Genomic DNA, 20,747 nt, shown 5'->3' on the forward strand with positions numbered 1-20,747 from the left:
CGCTTGGGGGTTCAGCTGCCCTGAACTGCGGGTTTCATAACTCCATCCCCGGGAAATTGCTCGATTGGGCGGATGCAGTGTTCTCCGACACTCCGCGTCTGTTCGGTCTGTTCCTGGGGAAACTCGTTTAGGCTGGGGACATGACTGACGCATCGAATAATGGCAAGAAGCCCCAGAAGGGGGCGCTTGGAGGTTCGCCCTTCGGGCACAGCGACCGCGCATCGGAACCGTACGCCGATATCGATGTGCCAGATTACGAGGGCGCAACCCCGGAGCCGGCCACCAAAGACGCCCCGAAGGCGCCGGGCGCCCCGAAGGCTCCGGCTGCTCCAGCAGCGAAGGCTACGAAGAGTGGCGCTGCCCCCGCAGATAAGAAGCCGGCTGCGAAGGTTACCCCCACCGCGAAGGCTGCGGCCAAGCCCAAGGCGAAGTCGAGTGACGACAAGTCCCCAGCCTCCGCTCAGGCGAAGTCTGCCAAGGGCGATGCCCCGAAGGCAGCAGCCAAGGCGGCTGGTCCGCAGCCTGCCGAGGCTAAGAAGGCCGACACCGCAGCGGCTGACGCTAAGGCCCCGGCCAAGGGCAAGGACGCAGCGGAGCGGACTGACACCGCAGGAGTGGCAGAGCGGGGGACCGCGGAGCAGAGCCGTCCGCGCGATATTTATGCGCTCGCGGGCCGCGCCCGCCCCCAGCGCATCGAGGCACCCGCGCCGGAACCAGCTCCCGAGGCTGAGTCCGCGCCGGCAGCCGATGTTCCGAAAACCGATGGTGAGCAGCCCGCCGCCGAGGAGCAGCGCACTGAGGTGCTCGACCTCTCTGGCGCTGGTGCGGGCACGGGCTCTCAGGGCACGGGTTCGCAGGGCACAGTGGCGCAGCAGCAGTCCCAGCCGCAGACCGGCACGAACACCGTAGCGCTCGGCGCTGGGGCGGCCGGGGCAGGGGCCGCGGGAGCCGCCGGCGGGTACGCCGCTGGCGTCGGCGCTCCGAAGAACGACGCCGACACCGCCGCGCAAGGCTACCCCGCGCAGCCGGGCGAAGCTCACCCCCAGGGCGCCTTCGACGCGGACGCGCAGTGGGATCCGAACGCGCAGCCGGTCGGTCCTGAGGGCGAGGTTGCCTACGGGCCTGACGGCCAGCCGCTTGCTCCGATCGCCGAGCCAGTGGAGACCCGCCGCGGTACCCAGTCCCTCGGCCTGGCCATCCTGCGCATCGTCGCGGGCGCGGTGCTGCTGATCTCCGGCCTGCAGACCCTCTTTGGCTTTGCCGGGGATCCGGGCATCAGCGCCCTCGAAAGCCGACTTAGTTTCTTCAGCGGATCTGGGGTGCTCGCCGTCGCTATCCCCGCCGCCGAGGTCATCGCCGGTGGGCTGCTGATCCTGGGTCTGCTCACGCCGTTCGCCGCCGCCCTCGCCTTCGTGGTCTCGGCCTTCATAGCGACCTTCCACCTTTCCGGCCACCAGGGATCGCTGTGGCCCTACGGGCTGAACCCGGTGATCCACCAGTGGGCGCTCTACGCGCTGATCAGCCTCAGCCTGATCTTCACGGGCCCTGGCGGGGCATCCCTGGATCGCTCCCGTAGCTGGGCGACCCGACCGCTAGCCTCCTCCTGGATCTTTGCGGTCCTGGGTATCGCCGGTTTCGCCGCGCTCTGGCTGCTCACGGGCGGTCGTAACCCCTTCTAAACTTCGCGGTACGGCGCGTTCAAGCGCCAGCGAAAACAGAACCCGAGCCCACCACCAGGGGCTCGGGTTTTCTTATGTCTTTGGGCAGGCCTTGGGTTTTCAGGCTCAGCGCAATCCGGCTCGATCGGCCAGAACCTGGGCCGTCACCGAGCGGGAATCCGGCTGCATACCCTGCTGAGCGACCGCCGCCGGCGTCCCGGTGGCCAGGATCTGGCCCCCCTCGTCTCCGGCTCCCGGACCGACGTCGATGACGTGGTCTGCCTGCGCGACCACCCGGAGGTCGTGCTCGACGACGACCACCGTCGCGCCGTCGTCGACCAGGCGACGCAGCTGGGCAAGCAGCAGGTCCACATCCGCTGGATGCAGCCCCGTCGTCGGCTCGTCCAGGAGGTACAGGCTGTGCTTATGGCTGGAACCCCGCTGCATCTCGGAGGCCAACTTGATGCGCTGTGCCTCGCCACCTGAGAGCTCCGGGGAACCTTGCCCCAGCCGCAGGTAGCCCAGGCCGAGGGCGTGCAGGAATTCGACGGAGCGCAGAATCCTCGGCTCCTCGGCGAAGACCTCCAGCGCCTCGTCCACGGTCAGCGCCAAGATATCGGCGATGCTGCGGCCGTTCCACTGCACCTCAAGGATCTCTGGCTTATAGCGCTTGCCGTGGCAGGCCGGGCAGGTGGTGTACGTGCCGGGCAGGAAAACCAGCTCGACCTCGATGCTGCCCGCGCCATCGCACTCCGGGCAGCGGCCCTTTTTGGTGTTATAAGAAAAGTCCGACACTGACATGCCCCGCCGCTTCGCCTCTGGGGTCGCGGCGAAGAGCCTGCGGACGTGATCGAACAGCCCCGTGTAGGTCGCGACGGTAGAACGCACCGTGCGTCCAATCGGCTTCTGGGTGATGTGCACCAACCGGCGGATCTTATCGACCCCCGTGGCGCTATCCACGCGGAAATCCCCGTGAGCGTCGGTACTTGCCGTGACCTCAGCATCCGGGTCCTCGTCCGAGACCTCGTCGGCGCCGACTACCTGCTTGGCCGAGCGGGACACCACGTCGGCCAGAACCCCGATGACCAGGGTGGACTTGCCGGAGCCGGACACTCCCGTGACCGCGGTCAGCGCCCCCAGCGGAAAGTCCACGTCGGCCCCGTCGAAGGCACGTGCGTGCACGCCACGAAGTCCGATCGCTTCACCGGTGCCGGCCGGAGTGTCCGTCAGCTCGGGGAAGTCCTCGTTCAGCGCGGTGGCTGTGGGGGAGCCCAGCTGGTCGGCGCGGGCGCGGAACTCGTCAGTAGGGCCGGAGAACACCAGCTGCCCGCCGCGCTCACCAGCACGAGGCCCGATGTCCACGACCCAAGCGCAGCCGGCCACCAGAGACATATCGTGCTCCACCAGAAGCACCGAGTTCCCAGCAGTGATGAAGCGCTGCAGCAGCTCAGAGACCGCCTTCCGCTCCACCACGTGTAGACCGGCCGAGGGCTCGTCCAGCACGTAGGTCGTTCCGAACAGGCTCGAGTTCAACTGGGAGGCCAGCCGCAGGCGCTGGTGCTCGCCCGCAGACAAGCTGCGTGCCGGGCGGGAGAGGCTTAAGTGCCCCAGCCCCAGCTCGATTGCGGCGCGCACCGTGGGCAGCACCTGATCCAGCAACAGTTCCTCGGCCTCGTCGTGCTCGGTCCACTGCTGCTTGGCGATACCCGCCAAGTGCTGGAGGCGATCCTCCAGCACAGCAAGAACATCCTTCAACGCCAGGCCATTGAACTCGTCGATGGCATAACCGGCATAGGTGACCTGCAGGGTATCCGGCTGAAAGCCGCGGCCCTGACACGTCGGGCACGTCGATGAGTGCATGAAGGAGAGCACCCGGCGGCGGTTCTTATCCGACTCCGTCTCCGCCAGGGTGTCGTTGAGGTAGGTGGCAACCGAGCGCCACTTTCCCTTGTAGGAACCGTGCACGGCGTTCTCATCCCGCACCGGGTGGACGGTGACCACGGGCTGCTCATCGGTGAACAGGATCCAGTCGCGGTCCTCCTGCGGAATATCCCGCCACGGGATATCCAGCGGGTAGCCGAGAGTTCCCAGGATGTCCCGGAAGTTCTTGCCCAACCACGCTCCCGGCCACGCGGCGATCGCACCATCCCAGATGGACAGGCTGGGATCCGGCACCATCGACTCTTCTGTCGGCCGGTGCACGGTGCCGGTGCCCTGGCACTCGGGGCACATGCCGGCGGTGGTGTTGGGGGAGAAGGCGTCCGAATCGAGCCTGCCGTACTCCAACCGCTCGCGCATGCCGTCCGGGTAGCTGCCGGAGCGGGAGAAGAGCAGCCGAATACTATTCGACATATTCGAGATCGTGCCCACCGAGGAGCGCGCCCCACCCAGGGTGGTGGACTGCTGCAGCGCCACCGTCGGCGGCAGCCCCGTGACAGATCCCACGCGCGGGTTGACCGCGCCACCAATGAGACGGCGTGCGAAGGGGGAGACGGACTCCAGGTAGCGGCGCTGCGCCTCCCCGTGGATGGTGCCGAAGGCCAGGCTGGACTTGCCCGAACCCGACACGCCGGTGACCGCCACGAGGGTGTCCCGGGGCAGGTCGACGTCGATGTGCTTCAGGTTGTGCAGGTGCGCATCGCGCACCCGGATCATCGGATCGTGACCCGCGCGCTCCGTCGTGTGCGGAGCCGGGGACCCGGAGGAGGCCTGAGCCATGGTGGCTACTTCACCTCGCGAACTGCGCCCTTATCGGCGGAGGTTGCCATCGCCGCATAGGCGCGCAGGGCCTTGGTCACCCGGCGCTTGCGGGTGGTGGGCTGCCACGGGGTGTCGGAGGCGTCCATCTGGCCGCGACGGCGCGCGATCTCGTCTTCGGAGATCTGCAGCTCCAGCGTGCGGTTGTGGACGTCGATGAGGATCGGGTCGCCGTCCTCGACCAGGCCGATCAGCCCGCCGTGGGCAGCCTCAGGGGAGATGTGGCCGACCGAGATGCCGGAGGAACCGCCGGAGAAGCGGCCGTCCGTGATCAGCGCGCACTCGCGACCCAGCCCGGAGCCCTTCAGGAAGGCGGTCGGGTGCAGCATCTCCTGCATACCCGGACCACCGGCTGGGCCCTCGTAGCGGACGACGATGCAGTCGCCTGGGGAAACCTTCTTATCCAGGATCACCCGCACCGCGTCCTCCTGGGATTCGACGACGAGGGCCTTGCCCTCGAAGTGCCACAGCTCCTCGTCGATGCCGGCCGCCTTGATGATGGCGCCGTCCTCGGCGAGGTTGCCTCGCAGCACCACCAGGCCGCCGTCGGCGGTGTAGGCGTGCTCGACGTCGCGGATGCAGCCCGCAGTCGCATCGGTGTCCAGGGAGGACCAGCGGTTCTCGGTGGAGAAGGCCTCGGTGGTGCGCACCCCGCCCGGAGCGGCGTGGAAGAGGTCGATGGCGGCATCGCTCGGGTTCTTTGCGCGGATGTCCCAGGCCTCCAACCATTCGGAGAGGCTGCTTGCATGCACGGTGTGGACGTCCTCATTGAGCTTGCCGCCACGCCACAGCTCACCCAGGATCGCGGGGATACCGCCGGCGCGGTGGACGTCCTCCATGTGGAAGTCGGAGTTCGGGGAGACCTTGGACAGGCAAGGCACCTCGCGGGAGAGATCGTCGATGTCCTGCAGGGTGAAGTCCACCTCGCCCTCCTGGGCGGCGGCGAGGATATGCAGCACGGTGTTCGTGGACCCACCCATCGCCATGTCCAGCGCCATTGCGTTCTGGAAGGCGTGCTTGGTCGCGATATTGCGTGGCAGGACGGACTCGTCGCCCTCGCCGTAGTAGCGGCGGCACAGGTCGACGATGGTGTGGCCGGCCTGGGTGAACAGGCGGCGGCGGTACTCGTGGGTCGCCAAGGTGGAGCCGTTGCCCGGCAGGGACAGGCCCAGCGCCTCGGTGAGGCAGTTCATGGAGTTGGCGGTGAACATACCGGAGCAGGAACCGCAGGTCGGGCACGCTGCGGACTCGACGTCCAGCAGGCCCTGGGCGTCGACCTTGTCGGATGCGGAGGCGGAGATCGCGGTGATCAGGTCCGTCGGGGCCTGGACCACGCCGTCGACGGCGACGGCCTTGCCGGCCTCCATCGGGCCACCCGAGACGAAGACGACCGGGATGTTCAACCGCATCGCGGCGTTCAGCATGCCCGGGGTGATCTTGTCGCAGTTCGAGATGCACACCAGGGCGTCCGCGGCGTGCCCGTTGACCATGTACTCCACGCTGTCGGAGATGATCTCGCGGGAGGGCAGGGAGTAGAGCATTCCGGCATGACCCATCGCGATGCCATCGTCGACCGCGATGGTGTTGAATTCGCGTGCCACACCGCCGGCCTCCTCGATGGCCTCAGCGACGATGTCGCCGACGTCCTTGAGGTGGACGTGACCCGGAACGAACTGGGTATAGGAGTTCGCGATGGCGATGATCGGCTTGTGGAAATCATCATCCGTCATGCCCGTCGCGCGCCACAGCGCACGGGCACCTGCAGCGTTGCGGCCCTGCGTCGTGACGTCGGAGCGCAGCGGGATCGAGGCTCCGAAAGAAGTGGTGTTGTCCTGAGATGTCATTGTCGAAGTGCTCTCTTCAATATCTCTATGGGTGAAAGTGGCTATCCGGCCCCGTACGGTCCCTGGAAGCGGGTAACGCGAGGCCGGCGTTGTGTTCTTTAGTTATCGCGAGCGCGCTCGGGGTTGCTGCTGGCACCCGGATTCTCGGCGTTCCCTGGGGAGGCGGCGGAATCCGCATCAGATGCTGGCTCGGCCGTGGGGTGCTCGGCCTCGTACTCCGCGCGACGCTGCTTCTCGTACTCAGCGTAATCCTCGGAGTCCATCAGCACAGCCGAACCATCGCGGTTGACGACCTGCACCTTGTTGTGAATGTCCAGGCACGCCGGGGTGAGGGGGTCCGGGATGCGGCCTGCGGTGGCCTCGGCGAGGGCAGGGAGGCTGTTGAAGGTGATGCCAGGCAGCCAGAATTGCGAGTCATCTGTGGCAGCGGCGTAGGCCTTGCCCGCCTTGTTGAAACGGATGCCCTGGAAGTCCTGCCACGTCACGGTCTTGGACGGTCGGATCAGAGGCTTGGCCGTAATGCCCTTGCCATCCACGCGGGTCCCTGCCTTGATGACCCACGCGATGAACAGCAGCGGGATTAGGGGGATCCAGAAGAAGGCCGAGACGTTGTATCCGGTGAAGATGAGGCTAATCAGGAACATGACGAAGCCGACCAGGATGTTTTCCCGGCTCGGGTGGAAAGTCTGGGGGCGCACCGCCGGCCGACCGTGGTTGTGGTCGGGGCGGGGCTTATTCGTGGGGGTGTTGTCCTGGGCGCTCATGTGAGCCATTTAACCAGGTGCCCGGGGTGGGGTTTAAATCCCTTTTCCTTCGCTATGGGCTCTCAGAGTGATCGCGTTAGAAGCCCCCGGTGTCCTCACCGGAGTCTCCCGTGCCAGTCCCGGAGTCTGCACCAGCGGTTGCCGGTGCCTCGGCACCGCGATTCCCGCCAGGCTGCTGGTTTTGATTCTGATTCTGGTTTTGCGACTGCGGCTGCGGTGTCCGATTCTGCTGCCTGCGCTGCGGCTCGTTGGCGTTCGGCTCCTGCGTGGAGCGGGGCTCCGGGCTGTCCGCCTGGCCAGTCTGTTGGGGCTGCTGCCCCTCTTGCTCCGGGGAGTCCTGGGTTGCGGGCTGCGTCGGCTCCGGCGCAGGCGTTTCGGTCTGTTCGCTGGTCTTCGCCGGCCGGTCGCTCCAATAAGCGGGGTTGAGCACGCCGGCGCGGCCGTCGTCCGGATTAGAGGACGCTGCGGCCAGCAGCCCCAGGACCACGAGTGAGATGAGCAGCAGGGTGGTGGAGACCCTGGTTCGGCCACCGAAGGTCAGCCAGCGTTGGAAGCGTGAGCTGTAGTCATATCGCTTGAATACGCCGGAATCGAGGTCTTCCTCGTCATCGTCCTCGGTGCCGACGATGAGCGCGCCATCGGAGGCTGCCCCCGGACCGTCGTCCTTGGACCGGATGATCGCGACCTCTTCCGCAGGGTCCAGTGGGGTGTCGGAACCTTCGTCATCGGACGGACGAGACCTATCCGTGCTGTGGACACCGTCGCGGAACGAGCCCTGCGAAGAAGCGCTTGCTTCTTGCCGGGTGGCGAACACGGTTGTGGGGGCGGAGTCGTCCGCTGACGTGTTCGGGGCTACTCCCGGCGCCGTGCCGCGTGGGGCGGAAGCGCCGGGGCTTTCTTCCGAGCCGAAGGGCGAGACGGGAACGGTTTCCATGCGCTCCCAGAAGGTATTCAGCATGGCGGAGCGGATGGCGCGCTCCACGGCCCACTGCTTCGCAGGGACGACGTCGACGGTGACGCGGAAGGTCACTGCCCACGGCTGACCGGCAGCCTGGGGTTGGACGACGGCGATGGCGGGCATGACGTCGACGTCGCCGGTGACATTGGGCTTGACGCCAGGGGCGGACACGGCGCGCTTCGTTGCCTTTTCGACCTGTGAGACCAGGTGGTCGATGTTTTCGCCGGGGCGCAGCGGGATGTCCATCTCGACGAAGGCGCGGGACCAGTCCTGGGAGAAGTTGGTGATCGCGCCGACCTTGCCGTTGGGGACGGTCACCATCTCGCCGCTGGCGGTGCGCAGCTTCGTGGCGCGGAGGGTGAGCGCGACGACGGTGCCTTCCACCGAGTTATTCGTGCCCTCGAAACTCACATAGTCGCCGACGCCGAACTGGCGCTCGGTGATGATGAAGACACCGGAGAGGAAGTCCCCGATGATGTTCTGCGCGCCGAAACCAATCGCGGCGGAAACGACTGTGGCGGGGACGGCAGCCGAGGCGGCCGGTACGCCGAGCAGGGTGAGGGCGCGGATGGCGATGATGAAGTAGACCACCGCTTCGACGAGGTACACCAGCGCGCCGGCAAGGGCGAGCGTGGACTTCGTGGACTCCTCATCGGCATCTAGCCGCTGGGCGACGACGCGGACGCACAGTCTGCCGACTCGCGGTATCAGGACCGCCAGGACCGCTAGTGCGGCCAGCGGCAAGCCGGGATGGATGAGCCACTCCCAGGCCTTGATCGCGTAATGCGTGAGGTAATAAGTCGATGCTTGCATAGCGAACAACCCTAGTAAGGCAGCCTGTGACCTCGCCGGGTCTCTGCTGATAATTCAAGCAGCATCTTGGCCGCGGAAAGGGGGCGCGTTTGCTGCGTATCAGGGATAGTTTTCGGGCGTGGGGAACCGCACGTGGTCAGTCACTCTATGGGAATAAACATTTCAACCATTGGGAACATGCAGGTCGCGACATTTGCCATCCGGGGTTCATATTGTTAGTATCATCACAATGCTTAGCCCGCCGGTCTCCGAGCTCTGGGGAAATGCGGCAGGTTGCAGCGTTCTTGTTTTTGTTCCCGATGAAGTAGAAGCGAGTAACAATCTCGCGTGCCGAGCAAGGAGCGATTGAAACCGTGAACAACACTTCACGCTCACAGCCCACGCCCGCCACGGTCGCTGCGGCTAGCCGCGGCGTCGCGCAGGCCCGCAAGCCCGAGCGCATTAACGGCGCCGAGGCGATCGTGCGTTCCCTTGAAGAGCTGGGGGCCGGCGTGGTCTTCGGGCTCCCGGGTGGCGCTGTCCTCCCGCTGTATGAGGCCCTGTATGGCTCCGAAAAGCTCCGCCACGTTCTTGTGCGCCACGAGCAGGGGGCCGGCCATGCCGCCACGGGCTACGCCCAGGTCACCGGTGAGGTTGGCGTGTGTATCGCTACCTCCGGCCCGGGTGCGACGAACCTGGTCACCCCGATCGCGGATGCCAACATGGATTCCGTGCCGCTCGTGGCGATTACTGGCCAGGTAGGCAAGGGGCTGCTGGGCACCGATGCCTTCCAGGAGGCCGATATTCGGGGCGTGACCATGCCGATTACGAAGCACAACTTCATGGTGACCCGACCAGAGGATATTCCTGCGGCGATGGCGGAGGCGTTCCACCTGGCATCCACCGGGCGCCCGGGTGCGGTGCTGGTTGATGTGCCGAAAGATGTGCAGAATGCCGAGCTGGACTTCGTCTGGCCACCGCAGTTCGACCTGCCGGGCTACCACCCGGTCACCACGCCCCACGGTCGTCAGGTTGAGGAGGCCGTGCGCCTCATTAGTGAGGCCAAGCGCCCGGTGCTCTACATCGGCGGGGGCGTCATCAAGTCCGAGGCGCACAAGGAGCTGCGCACCTTCGCCGAGGCCAATGACATCCCGGTGGTCACCACCCTGATGGCGCTCGGTGCCTTCCCGGAGTCTCACGAGCTGCACATGGGCATGCCGGGTATGCACGGTTCCGTGCCCGCAGTGGCCGCCCTCCAGCGCTCCGACCTGCTCATCGCCATCGGTACTCGCTTCGACGACCGTGTGACAGGCAAGCTGGAGAGCTTTGCCCCGAACGCCAAGGTCATCCACGCGGATATCGACCCTGCGGAAATCGGCAAGATTCGCGAGGTCCACGTGCCGATCGTCGGTGACGCCAAGGAGGTCCTCGCGGCGCTACACAAGGCGATCGATACCCACGGTCTGCCTCGTCCGGACACCACCGAGTGGCGTGAGTACCTGGGGGAGATGCAGGAGCACTTCCCGCGCGGCTACGAGCACACCCCGAACGAGAAGATGGCCCCGCAGTTCGTCATCGAGACCCTGTCCAAGGAGGTCGGTCCCGACGCGATTTACTGCGCCGGTGTCGGTCAGCACCAGATGTGGTCCGCACAGTTCCTCGACTTCGAGCACCCGCGCACCTGGCTGAACTCCGGCGGCCTCGGCACCATGGGCTACGCGGTGCCGGCGGCCATGGGGGCCAAGGCTGGCGCGCCGGATAAGGAAGTTTGGGCCATCGATGGTGACGGCTGCTTCCAGATGACAAACCAGGAGCTCGTCACCTGTGCGGTCGAGGGCTTCCCGATCAAGATCGCGCTGATCAACAACGGCAACCTCGGGATGGTGCGCCAGTGGCAGACCCTGTTCTACGACGGGCACTACTCGCACACCAACCTCAAGCCCAAGGAGGCCTACCTCCCGGACTTCCTGCAGCTCGCGGAGTCCATGGGCTGCGCCGCCTTCCGCGTGGAGAAGGAGGAGGACGTCCTCCCGACCATTAAGAAGGCACGCGAAATCAATGACCGCCCGGTCGTGATCGACTTCATCGTCGGGGAGGATGCCCAGGTGTGGCCGATGGTTCCGGCCGGCACCTCCAACGACGAGGTGCAGTATGCGCGTGATCTGCGCCCGCTTTTCGACGACGAGGAATCGGCAGCGGAGACCCCGGCCGAGATCCACGAGACCATGCAGGAATTTCAGGACACCGAAGTCGACAACATCGACGCCCAGGAAGGGGAACAGAACTAATGTCCAACCTTCACACTCTGTCGGTCCTGACTCAGGACGAGGACGGCATCATCTCCCGCATCTCCGGAATGTTCACCCGGCGTGCGTTCAATATCGTCTCCATTAGCTCGGGGCGCACTGAGGTCGACGGCGTCAATCGCATCACGCTCGTCGTCGAGGGCGAGGAGATCGTTGTCGAGCAGATCACGAAGCAGCTGAACAAGCTGGTTCCGGTGCTCAAGGTCTCGCGTCAGGATCCGGAAACCACGGTGCAGCGGGGTCTGCTGCTGGTCAAGGTCGCTGCCGGCAATAGCAACCGCACCCAGGTTGTCGAGGCGGCGAAGCTCTTCCGTGCGCACGTTGTGGACGTCAGCCCGGACTCGCTGATTATCGAGGCCACGGGCACTCCGTCCAAGCTGCAGGCGCTGCTGGATGTTCTGGAGCCCTTCGGTATTCGCGAGCTCATTGAGTCTTCCGTGACTGCGATGTCCCGCGGTCCGCGATCGATGGCGCCGAGCCGTTAAACCGGGGGCACCCGCCCGGGTAAAATTTCATAGAATGGTAAATTTCATCTCAAAGAGTGAAATTTCTGTTATAATCTAAACATGCTCATCGATAGCCAGCCGCGGGCAGACGCGGCTGGCGAGAAAGGTTGAAACCTCATGGCAATTGATGTTTTTTACGACGACGACGCTGACCTGTCGATCATCCAGGGTCGCAAGGTTGCGATCATTGGCTACGGCTCCCAGGGGCACGCTCACGCGCAGAACCTCCGCGAGTCCGGCGTAGAGATTGCCATCGGCCTGCGCGAGGGCTCCAAGTCCCGCGAGAAGGCTGAAGAGGCCGGCTTCAAGGTCCTGAACAACGCCGAGGCCAGCGAGTGGGCAGACGTCATCATGCTGCTCGCCCCGGATACCTCCCAGGCACAGATCTACGAAAACGACATCGCCCCGAACCTGAAGGACGGCGACGCCCTGTTCTTCGGTCACGGCCTGAACATTCACTTCGGCATGATCAAGCCGGAGGACAACATCACCATCGGCATGGTCGCACCGAAGGGGCCGGGCCACCTGGTGCGCCGTCAGTACGTCGACGGTAAGGGTGTTCCGTGCCTGATCGCCGTCGAGCAGGACCCGAAGGGTAACGGCCGCGACCTGGCTCTGTCCTACGCTGCGGCAATCGGCGGCGGCCGCGCGGGCGTCATCCCGACCACCTTCGAGGCAGAGACCGTCACCGACCTCTTCGGTGAGCAGGCCGTCCTGTGCGGTGGTACCGAGGAGCTCATCAAGACCGGCTTCGAGGTTCTGGTCGAGGCTGGCTACGAGCCAGAGATGGCTTACTTCGAGTGCCTGCACGAGCTGAAGCTGATCGTCGACCTCATCTTCGAGGGCGGCATCAAGAAAATGAACTACTCCGTCTCCGATACCGCGGAGTTCGGCGGCTACATCTCCGGCCCGCGCGTCATCGACGCCGATACCAAGGAGCGCATGAAGGGCATCCTGTCCGATATTCAGGACGGCACCTTCACCAAGCGCCTCGTCGCCAACGTCGAGGGTGGCAACAAGGAGCTCGAGGAATTGCGCGCTAGCTACAACGATCACGAGATCGAGAAGACTGGCGAGAAGCTGCGCGACCTGATGAGCTGGGTGAAGAACCCGCTGAACGAGACCGCCTAAGGTCTCGTTATCCCGCGGGGTATAGCCCCGCGACCGCGCCTCCCGACTATTTTCAATAAGTTGTCAATAAGGGGGGCGCTCGCTAAGCTTGAGGGCATGAGCGATTACATTGACGCAGCCCCCGAGCGCCCACAGAACCGTGGTGGTGCCGATCCGCACCGCCACGGTTCTTCGCATTCTCACTCCCATTCCGAGGCACACGGGCATTCCCACTCCCACGCGCCCACGGACGCCCCGCTGCGCGCACTGCTCATCGTGCTCGCGGTGACCGGCACGATCTTCTTCGCCGAGCTCATCGGCGGGCTGGTCACCGGCTCCGTTGCGTTGCTGGCCGACGCGATGCACATGCTTTCCGATGCGGCGGGGATCATCATCGCGGTGATCGCCATCCTCATCGGGCGCCGGGCCTCCAACGCGCAGGCGACCTTCGGCTACCGGCGCGTGGAGGTGCTGGCCGCACTCGTCAACGCGGTCACTGTGCTGGGCATCTCCGTGTGGATCGTGGTGGAGGCCATCCGCAGGCTCCGCGAGCCCGTCGAGATTCTCGCCGGCCCCATGATGATCATCGCCGTGATTGGTCTCATCGCGAACGTGGTCTCCGCGTGGATCCTGCACAGCCAGCGGGATAACTCCGTAAACGTGCAGGGCGCCTTCCTGCACGTGTTGGCGGACATGTTGGGCTCCGTCGCCGTCCTGATCGCTGGTGGCGTCATTATCACGACCGGCTGGCAGTACGCGGACGTCATTGCCTCTCTCGTCATCGCAGCACTCGTGCTGCCACGCGCCTGGCAGCTCATGATGCACACGCTGCGGATCCTGCTGGAGCAGGCTCCGCCGGGCTACGACCCGGCCGAGATCGACGCGCTTCTCCGCGAGGTAGACGGCGTGATGGATGTTCACGACCTGCACCTGTGGTCCCTCGACGGGACGAGTGCGCTCGCCTCCGTGCATCTGGTCGTTCCGGAAGACCGCGACCCGGCTGCCGTGTTGTGCGTGGCCCAGGAAGCCCTACAAGAGCGGGGGATCGCCCACTCGACGATTCAGGTGGAGCGCCCGAGCCACGTTGAGCACGAGGGGCCGCACAACGTCTGCTAGCCAGCGAGCGCTGGTTGTACGTGGGCGGGTTTACCAGCTGGAGGAGCCGCCGCCACCGGAGAAACCACTGCTGAAGCTGGTATTCGCAATACCACCGCTGCTGCTGGAGCTTTCAGCAGCACGCGTATCCGCGCTGTGCCACGAGGCCAGCAGGTAGTAGGGCACCCAGTTGGAGTACACGTAGCCGGGACGCCAGTCGCGGTCGGTGAGGGAGGGGCGCTCGTCGCGGTGAGCCTCGCGATCCAGGTGCTTCATATCGCGGGAGGCCAGCTCCAGAGCGTGCGCCTGGTCACTGACGATGCGCGCCAGCCGGTCCATGAAATCCGGGGCCTGAAGGTCCCGCATCAACGCCTCGACTTGCGCCTCAACATTCTTTAGCTGGCGGATCGCCTCCCGATTGCGCACCTCGAACAGGGCCTCGGAGAGATCCTGCTTGATGGAGCGCAGCTCTCGCTCGCGCTTGATCTGATCGCCGTTTTCCAGCTCGAACATCAGGTTGATGTTGTCTTCGGCATTGCTCATCGACTCGAGGGTTTCGTGCGCGCTCGCGACCTGCTTGTGCTTGGCGTAGAACTCCTTGTCATCGCTCGTGAGCGTCAGGTTTAGTGCCCCCACTCGGTTGTTGAGGTTCAAGAACTCGTCGCGGATCGTGGTCCACTGCGAGCGCAGCTCGGCATTCGCCAGCGGGGAGCTCAGCGAATTGGCGCGGATATCCAGTGCGTCCAGGCGCTGCGAGAGCTCGGAGTAGCGGGTGGAAAGTTCGTAGAACTGCTGCTTCGCAGTGGCCGTCAGCTTCTTCTTTCGGCGCTGCCAGGCAGCCGCCCCCACACCTGCAGCTCCCACGCCCACCGCGCCGATGCCGAGCATGGCGTTGCGGTCTTCGCGAGCCTGCTCCTCGGCCAGGCGCGCGCCCAGCTCCGTATCCGCGGCGACCTTGGCGCCCTCGACGAGGCCGTTGGCGAAATTCCCGCGGCGGAAGCTGTCCTTCATCGCCTCCAGGGAGGCGTCCAAGTGGGGGCCTTCGAAGATATCCAGGTCCTGGCAGACGTCGTTGCCGCAGTAGACACCGTTGGTCCGGGTGCTGGTACCCACTCCCAGGATCAGCGTTCCGTTTTCCCATGCAGCACCCTTGCCGGTGCCGTCGGGCACCAGCTCCGGCATGTTTCGGCCTGCCCAGTCGAGGACGTCGTCGTTGAAGTTATCGCTACTGCCCGGGATGAGGACGTAGACGACCTTCTGGACGGAATCGGGGAAATCGATCCTTGCAGTCTGTTCGATCATTCCCTGGCGTGCGGCGTCGCCCAGCACGCCGGAGCCGTCGGCGACCTGGACGTCCACCGTGGCGTGGGGAACCGCCGGTGCTGCTTGAGCCTGCACGATGCTGTGGGCTACCGGCTGTTCCGCAGCAGCCGTTCCGGTGACAAGCCAGGGCGCTGCTCCGGCGCACGCGATGCCCATGAGGGCCAGGATCGGGGCGGTGGGGTGGCGTCGCGAGTGCATCATGGCACCAATCATGCCACAGGGGTCTAGCCCCTGAGGTGCTGTGAGCGACCACGAAGGAGAAGGTGGAACCCGAGCTTTTCCCATAGCTTCCACACCAGTGGAGCCAGCGTGAAGGAGAAGATAATGGCCCCGGCAGCGTCGCTGGGGAAGTGGACGCCGCGGGCCATCACGGTGGTCACGATGAGAGCGATGGCGACACAACCGACCGCAGCGATGATGCTGAGCCCCCTCCAGCTCACCGGCGAACGGGATCGACTCGGGTCGAGACCGCGATACGTCGCGATGAGGCTGACAGCCACCGTGACGGCGATGAACGTCGTATGCCCGCTGGGAAAGCTCATATCGCTGGGCAGGCTGTGTGGCGGGTGCGCGAGAAAGTCCCAGTCGGGGCGGGGGCTGCGGACCAGAGTGCGGGCCAAGCATGGAGGCATTCACGGGGAATCATTCTCGCAGAGCGTGAATCGAACGCCACCGGTCCGCTGAGCGACTGCTAACGGGGGTGCTAAAGAATTCTTAAAAGCGCTGGCAGCGGGGGAATCAATAGAACATGCAGGGGGTGGTGAGGGGAAAAGTTTTTCGCAATTACGCAAAAGGTGAAACGAATGCTCACCAAATTTCCTAGGTTAGTTTTTGTCAGCAAGATGCACCGCTGCGGCGGGGCTCGGCTGGCGACCTTTCCGGCAAGCCCGATTCCTGGGTGTCCGCGGGGTTGCGGACCAGGGGTGGGGCTCAGATCAACTCACGTTGGTCGCCGCTGCAAGGGGGTGCAGTGAGGTCGACGTGAGTGGGCGAGAGTGAACAGCCGCGACATGGTTGGGCTGGTTACTGGAGCTCGTGCCTACTGGGTGAGGGGCAGATGATCTGGGCGAATCCAGGATTCGGGCTCGCCGGTGAAGGCACTGCCGGGGGTGGGGTTCCCAATAGATGCAAAACCACCGCCCAGCGGGGGGATTTTAAGGGTGGCCTACGACACACACGCCACCGCCAAGGGATATGATTGTGGGGTCATGCGCCATACACGGTCAGGCGTGGGCCCCCTCGGGTGACGCGGTCGTTTCACCCGCTGGGGAAGTGAAAATTTTTCAGGAGAATTCCCTTGAGCACCACCAACCGCCCGGTTGTACTAATCGCAGATAAGCTCTCTCAGTCCACCGTCGATGCACTCGGCGATTCCGTCGACGTCCGTTGGGTGGATGGCCCGAACCGGCCAGAACTCCTTGAGGCCGTCGTCGATGCCGACGCCCTGCTCGTGCGCTCCGCCACCACGGTGGATAAGGAAGTGCTCGAGGCCGCCAAGAATCTGAAGATCGTCGGTCGCGCCGGCGTCGGGCTCGACAACGTGGACATCGAGACCGCGACCGAGCGCGGCGTCATGGTCGCCAACGCGCCGACCTCGAACATCCACTCCGCCTGCGAGCACGCCATCAGCCTGCTGCTGTCTACCGCCCGCCAGATCCCGGCAGCCGATAAGACCCTCCGCGACGGCGAGTGGAAGCGCTCTTCCTTCAAGGGCGTGGAGATCCTCGGCAAGACCGTCGGCATCGTGGGCTTCGGCCACATCGGTCAGCTGTTCGCTCAGCGCCTCGCCGCTTTCGAGACTGAGATCATCGCCTACGATCCCTACGCCAACCCGGCCCGCGCCGCGCAGCTCGGCGTGGAGCTCGTTGAGCTTGAGGAGCTCATCGGCCGCTCGGACTTCGTGACGATCCACCTGCCGAAGACCCCGGAGACCAGCGGCATGTTCGACGCTGACCTTCTGGCGAAGTCCAAGAAGGGTCAGATCATCATCAACGCTGCCCGCGGCGGCCTCGTCGACGAGCAGGCTCTCGCCGATGCCATCAAGTCCGGCCACATCCGTGGCGCGGGCTTCGACGTCTACGCCTCCGAGCCGTGCACGGATTCCCCGCTGTTCGAGCTCGACGAGGTCGTCGTCACCCCGCACCTGGGTGCATCCACCGTTGAGGCGCAGGACCGCGCAGGCACCGACGTCGCTGCCTCCGTCCTCAAGGCCCTGGCTGGCGACTTCGTCCCGGATGCCGTCAACGTCTCCGGTGGCAAGGTCTCCGAGGAGGTCGCCCTGTGGCTGAACCTGGCCACGAAGCTGGGCGCGGTTGCCGCCAAGCTGCTGGACGGCGCTCCGGCGTCCGTGGTCGTCACCGCCCGCGGCGAGCTCTCCAGCGAGTCCATCGACGCGCTCGGCCTGGCTGCCCTGCGCGGCACCTTCTCCGGCGTGCTGGACGAGCAGGTCACCTTCGTTAACGCCCCGTCCATTGCTGAGCAGCGCGGCGTGGCTCTCGAGGTGAACTCCCAGGACGAGTCCGTCACCCACCGCAGCGTGCTGGAGGTCAAGGTCGTCGCCGCTGACGGCTCCTCGGCCACCGTCGTTGGTGCGCTGACCGGCCTGGAGCGCGTCGACAAGATCGTCCGCATCAACGACCGCGGCCTGGACCTGCGTGCCGAGGGCACCAACCTCTTCCTGGTCTACGCAGACCAGACCGGTGCGCTGGGCCGCATCGGCACCCTGCTGGGCAAGCAGGGCGTGAACATCGCTGCCGCAGCTCTGTCCCCGAACACGGAGGACGGCACCGCAACCCTCGTGCTGCGCATCGACCGTGTGCTGACCGAGGATGAGCTGGAGGCTGTTAACGCGGAGCTCTCCGCCGAGAACGCCTTCCAGGTCGCCTTCTAAGAGGCACTCCTCACATCGCCTCCCGCCAACCGGCGGGCAGCGAACGGAGCCAAGGCTCTCTTCAGCAACCGCCCCCGGCGCAGGCTTAATGTTCTGCGCCGGGGGCGGTTTGCCATGTGTTGGGCGGGGCCTGCAGGCTTAATCGGCTGGGCGCCGGACACGACGCTGCGGGCGAATGAACCAGGAAAGCCGAGGCTAAACCCAGTTTCGGACCTTCGCGAAGGCCTTGGGCCAACGCTGGGAGGTGTTCTTCACCGCCCAGCGGTAGCCGAAAAGCCCGATAGCTCCGCTGATCAGTACCTGCACCCCGATGCCAATGGCGCTAAGTCGGGATGCATCTGCCCAGGAATCGGCGTCGTGGAGGTCGATGATCAGCAGCGCTGTTCCAGGAATGAGCGGCAGGAACAGCCCCAACAGGCCGACGATGGAAAGAATGAACGCGTTGCTGGACGTTCCGGAGCGGTTCTTCATCGGGCTCGTGCCCGGTGCGGCGCTGGGGAAGGGGAAGCGCAATGCGAAAGCGGGACTGAGCCCCAGAGACTGCACCAGGGAACACACGGCGAGCAAGCTGATACCCGCCCAGAGGGGGCGGAAGTCTTCGATGGCCCCAAGCCCGATCACGATGAGGAGGAAAATGGGGCCGATGACCGTCAGAGAAGCCAGCAGGCGGCCAGCGATGAGGTCCTTCGGGCGCACCCCTGAGACCATGTTCACCCAGTTGGAGGGTCCATCCAGGCCGAAGTCATTGCCGTTGATCATCAGCACGCCCTGCGCGACGATGAAGGGCGCGTACCACTGCACCCCAGTGCCCTGGAGCGCGCCAAGGGCGAGAAACATGGCGCCGATCAAAATAAACACCACGGCCTGATAGGAATAACGCACATCGCGGCGCCAATACCGCAGCGTGCGGGAATAGACTGCGTCGCGCGGACCCGCAGTGGCCCACCGCAGCATGACCCCACCGGTGTGCTTCGTGGCCTGATCAGAACTACTGCGGATCGGGTGGGTCAGCTCGAAACGCAGGGCGGTGCGCCAGAGCCACAGGCAACCCAGAATCGTCGCGGCGGCAATGAAGCCCTGGGCGATCGCCGCGCCGGCGTTGCCCTCGATGGCGGAGGCTGCCGCGCCAGCCGCTGCGCCAAACGGCGTCCAGCTAAAGACCGTGCCCAACTCCAGCAGCTTATCCAGGCTTTGTACACCATTGGTGGTGAAATTCAGCCCCATGATGGCGATGAGAAAAAGGAAGGAAAATGCGTAACCCAGGCGCTCCGACCACACGCGGTTCGCCATTGCCGAGCTCAGCGATCCTAAGGCCTCGCCCAGGAGGACGGCGACGATGCCCTGCGCGAGGCAGGCAATGACCCAGAGCGCGGAGAGCAGACCCGCGCCGGATGCAGCACTCGCCTGGATTCCGGCCACGCCGAAGCCAGCCATGATCAGCGAGCAGATGAGGGAGAGCAGGGCGCGGGACTGCAGGAACGCCGCGCAGGTCAGCCCGGGAAATAGTTGGCGCTCAGTGACCGGCAGTGTGGCAAACTTCTGCGGGGTCAAGTGGTTTTCCGGGCTGGGCCACACGAACACAATGAGGAGGTAGGCGAGGGCGCCGGCAGCCATGGTCAGCGGTAGCAGACGCACCTCATGTTCTTGCGTGAGCATCGCGTAGCTGAACGCGCCGAGCCCGATGGCACCGGCGATCCCAAAAACAGCCATGAAGATGGCGTTGAAAATGAGGACCCAATCTTTTTTGAAGCTCCGGCGCCACATTGTCAGATGGAGGCGGATCAGGTGCCTGGTCAGTGACTTTGTGGCACGCGCTGGGGCGGGTTGTTGGCGTGGGGAGAGGCTCACTGGGCGTCTCCCTGAGTGCCGAGCCAGCTGAAGGAACCCTGCGATAGGCTGCGGCCGCCCACGAGGGAGACGAAGACCTCGTTGAGGGGTTGGCCCTGGCGGACCTCGTCGATTGTGCCGTCCCGCAGCACCCGACCGTCGGCGATGATCGCCACATGATCACACAGGCCCTCGACCAACTCCATGACGTGCGAACTCATGACGACGGTGCCGCCGGCCGCGACATAGCGGCGCAGGATGTCCCGAATGACCTGCCCGGAGACCGGGTCGACGGCCTCGAAGGGCTCGTCTAGGATCAGCACTTCCGGGCCGTGGAGCATGGCGCCGGCGAGGAGGATCTTCTTGGTCATGCCCGCGGAGAAGTCCACGATGTACTTACCCTCTGCGCCGGTGAGGTCCATCGCCTCCAGGAGCTCCTCGGTGCGCTGCTCGATGACCTGCGGGTCCATTCCGCGCAGGTGGCCCAGGTAGTCGAGGTATTCCCGGGCGGTGAGCCGGTCGAAGATGGGCAGCCCATCCGCCAACAGCCCGAAGCGCTGCTTCGCTGCCATGATCTGCTCGGCGGAGGCGTGATCCCACATCGGGATGCCACAGATCCAGGCGTTGCCACTGGTGGGCTCCAGCAGCCCGGTCGCGATGGTCAGTGCGGTGGTCTTTCCGGCACCGTTGGGTCCGACGACGCCGTACATGCTGCCTCGCGGGATGCGAAGGTTGAGGTTATCGACGGCGCGGGTGTCGCCGAAGCTCTTGCTCAGTCCGCTCATCGTCAGGGCGGTGGAGGCCACCTCGTCGGTGTCGGGGCGGTCGGCGGAGCTGCCGGGGTAGGGGCGGATGCTATGGGCTTCACTCATGTTTTCAAGCTAGCAAAGTGGCCCCGCGTGCCCTGGGATGAGAGC

General features: G+C 65.2%; 14 protein-coding genes. 6 read left to right on the top strand and 8 right to left on the bottom strand.

The genetic code is table 11. The features are described 5' to 3' along the window. Nucleotides 1–140: 140 nt before the first annotated feature. Entirely contained in the window at nt 141–1,679 is a 1,539-nt protein-coding gene (locus HMPREF3088_RS10830; RefSeq protein ID WP_070759331.1) for a DoxX family protein, read from the top strand. A gap of 105 nt (nt 1,680–1,784) precedes the next feature. Here the strand turns inward: HMPREF3088_RS10830 and HMPREF3088_RS08340 are convergent, their stop codons facing one another. The 4 genes from HMPREF3088_RS08340 to HMPREF3088_RS08355 form a co-directional block, all read right to left on the bottom strand. Continuing rightward, nucleotides 1,785–4,376 carry an excinuclease ABC subunit UvrA gene (locus HMPREF3088_RS08340; protein ID WP_070759333.1) on the bottom strand — a complete coding sequence of 864 codons (2,592 nt, stop codon included), beginning with the start codon at nt 4,374–4,376 and terminating at the stop codon, nt 1,785–1,787. Nucleotides 4,377–4,381: 5 nt separating this feature from the next. Continuing rightward, on the bottom strand, nt 4,382–6,259 hold the full coding sequence (gene ilvD / locus HMPREF3088_RS08345; RefSeq protein ID WP_070759335.1) for a dihydroxy-acid dehydratase: 1,878 nt from the start codon (nt 6,257–6,259) through the stop codon (nt 4,382–4,384). Nucleotides 6,260–6,357: 98 nt separating this feature from the next. Further along, the gene (locus HMPREF3088_RS08350; protein ID WP_246818127.1) at nt 6,358–7,023 is read right to left on the bottom strand and encodes a PH domain-containing protein; all 666 of its coding nucleotides are present in this window, start codon (nt 7,021–7,023) and stop codon (nt 6,358–6,360) included. Nucleotides 7,024–7,099: 76 nt separating this feature from the next. After that, nucleotides 7,100–8,794, bottom strand: a complete 1,695-nt coding sequence (locus HMPREF3088_RS08355) for a mechanosensitive ion channel family protein (RefSeq protein ID WP_070759339.1) — start codon at nt 8,792–8,794, stop codon at nt 7,100–7,102. A gap of 353 nt (nt 8,795–9,147) precedes the next feature. On the opposite strand from HMPREF3088_RS08355, the gene HMPREF3088_RS08360 reads away from it, so the two are divergent. The 4 genes from HMPREF3088_RS08360 (at nt 9,148) to HMPREF3088_RS08375 (ending at nt 13,811) form a co-directional block, all read left to right on the top strand. Then, entirely contained in the window at nt 9,148–11,061 is a 1,914-nt protein-coding gene (locus tag HMPREF3088_RS08360; RefSeq protein WP_070759341.1) for an acetolactate synthase large subunit, read from the top strand. Further along, nucleotides 11,061–11,564 carry an acetolactate synthase small subunit gene (gene ilvN / locus HMPREF3088_RS08365; RefSeq protein WP_070759343.1) on the top strand — a complete coding sequence of 168 codons (504 nt, stop codon included), beginning with the start codon at nt 11,061–11,063 and terminating at the stop codon, nt 11,562–11,564. The genes HMPREF3088_RS08360 and ilvN overlap by 1 nt, the downstream gene beginning before the upstream one ends. 138 nt (nt 11,565–11,702) lie before the next feature. Then, nucleotides 11,703–12,716: a ketol-acid reductoisomerase gene (gene ilvC / locus HMPREF3088_RS08370; protein ID WP_070759345.1), complete on the top strand. Its 1,014-nt coding sequence runs from the start codon at nt 11,703–11,705 to the stop codon at nt 12,714–12,716. Between the two features lie 96 nt (nt 12,717–12,812). After that, nucleotides 12,813–13,811 carry a cation diffusion facilitator family transporter gene (locus HMPREF3088_RS08375; RefSeq protein WP_083317377.1) on the top strand — a complete coding sequence of 333 codons (999 nt, stop codon included), beginning with the start codon at nt 12,813–12,815 and terminating at the stop codon, nt 13,809–13,811. A 30-nt stretch (nt 13,812–13,841) separates the two neighbouring features. Here HMPREF3088_RS08375 and HMPREF3088_RS08380 read toward each other — a convergent pair whose 3' ends face one another. After that, nucleotides 13,842–15,314, bottom strand: a complete 1,473-nt coding sequence (locus HMPREF3088_RS08380) for a DUF5129 domain-containing protein (RefSeq protein WP_246818128.1) — start codon at nt 15,312–15,314, stop codon at nt 13,842–13,844. Nucleotides 15,315–15,337: 23 nt separating this feature from the next. Beyond that, nucleotides 15,338–15,745, bottom strand: coding sequence for a phosphatase PAP2 family protein (locus HMPREF3088_RS08385; protein WP_246818129.1), 408 nt, complete (start codon nt 15,743–15,745; stop codon nt 15,338–15,340). Between the two features lie 665 nt (nt 15,746–16,410). On the opposite strand from HMPREF3088_RS08385, the gene serA reads away from it, so the two are divergent. Beyond that, entirely contained in the window at nt 16,411–18,003 is a 1,593-nt protein-coding gene (gene serA / locus HMPREF3088_RS08390) for a phosphoglycerate dehydrogenase (protein WP_070759349.1), read from the top strand. A gap of 195 nt (nt 18,004–18,198) precedes the next feature. Here serA and HMPREF3088_RS08395 read toward each other — a convergent pair whose 3' ends face one another. Together HMPREF3088_RS08395 and HMPREF3088_RS08400 are read right to left on the bottom strand one after the other, a co-directional pair. Next, nucleotides 18,199–19,713 (bottom strand): ABC transporter permease, encoded by a 1,515-nt coding sequence (locus tag HMPREF3088_RS08395; RefSeq protein ID WP_246818130.1) that lies wholly within the window; start codon nt 19,711–19,713, stop codon nt 18,199–18,201. A 134-nt stretch (nt 19,714–19,847) separates the two neighbouring features. Continuing rightward, on the bottom strand, nt 19,848–20,702 hold the full coding sequence (locus HMPREF3088_RS08400; protein ID WP_070759353.1) for an ABC transporter ATP-binding protein: 855 nt from the start codon (nt 20,700–20,702) through the stop codon (nt 19,848–19,850). Nucleotides 20,703–20,747 lie beyond the last annotated feature (45 nt).

Source organism: Corynebacterium sp. HMSC22B11, assembly GCF_001815965.1.
Taxonomy (GTDB): Bacteria; Actinomycetota; Actinomycetes; order Mycobacteriales; family Mycobacteriaceae; genus Corynebacterium.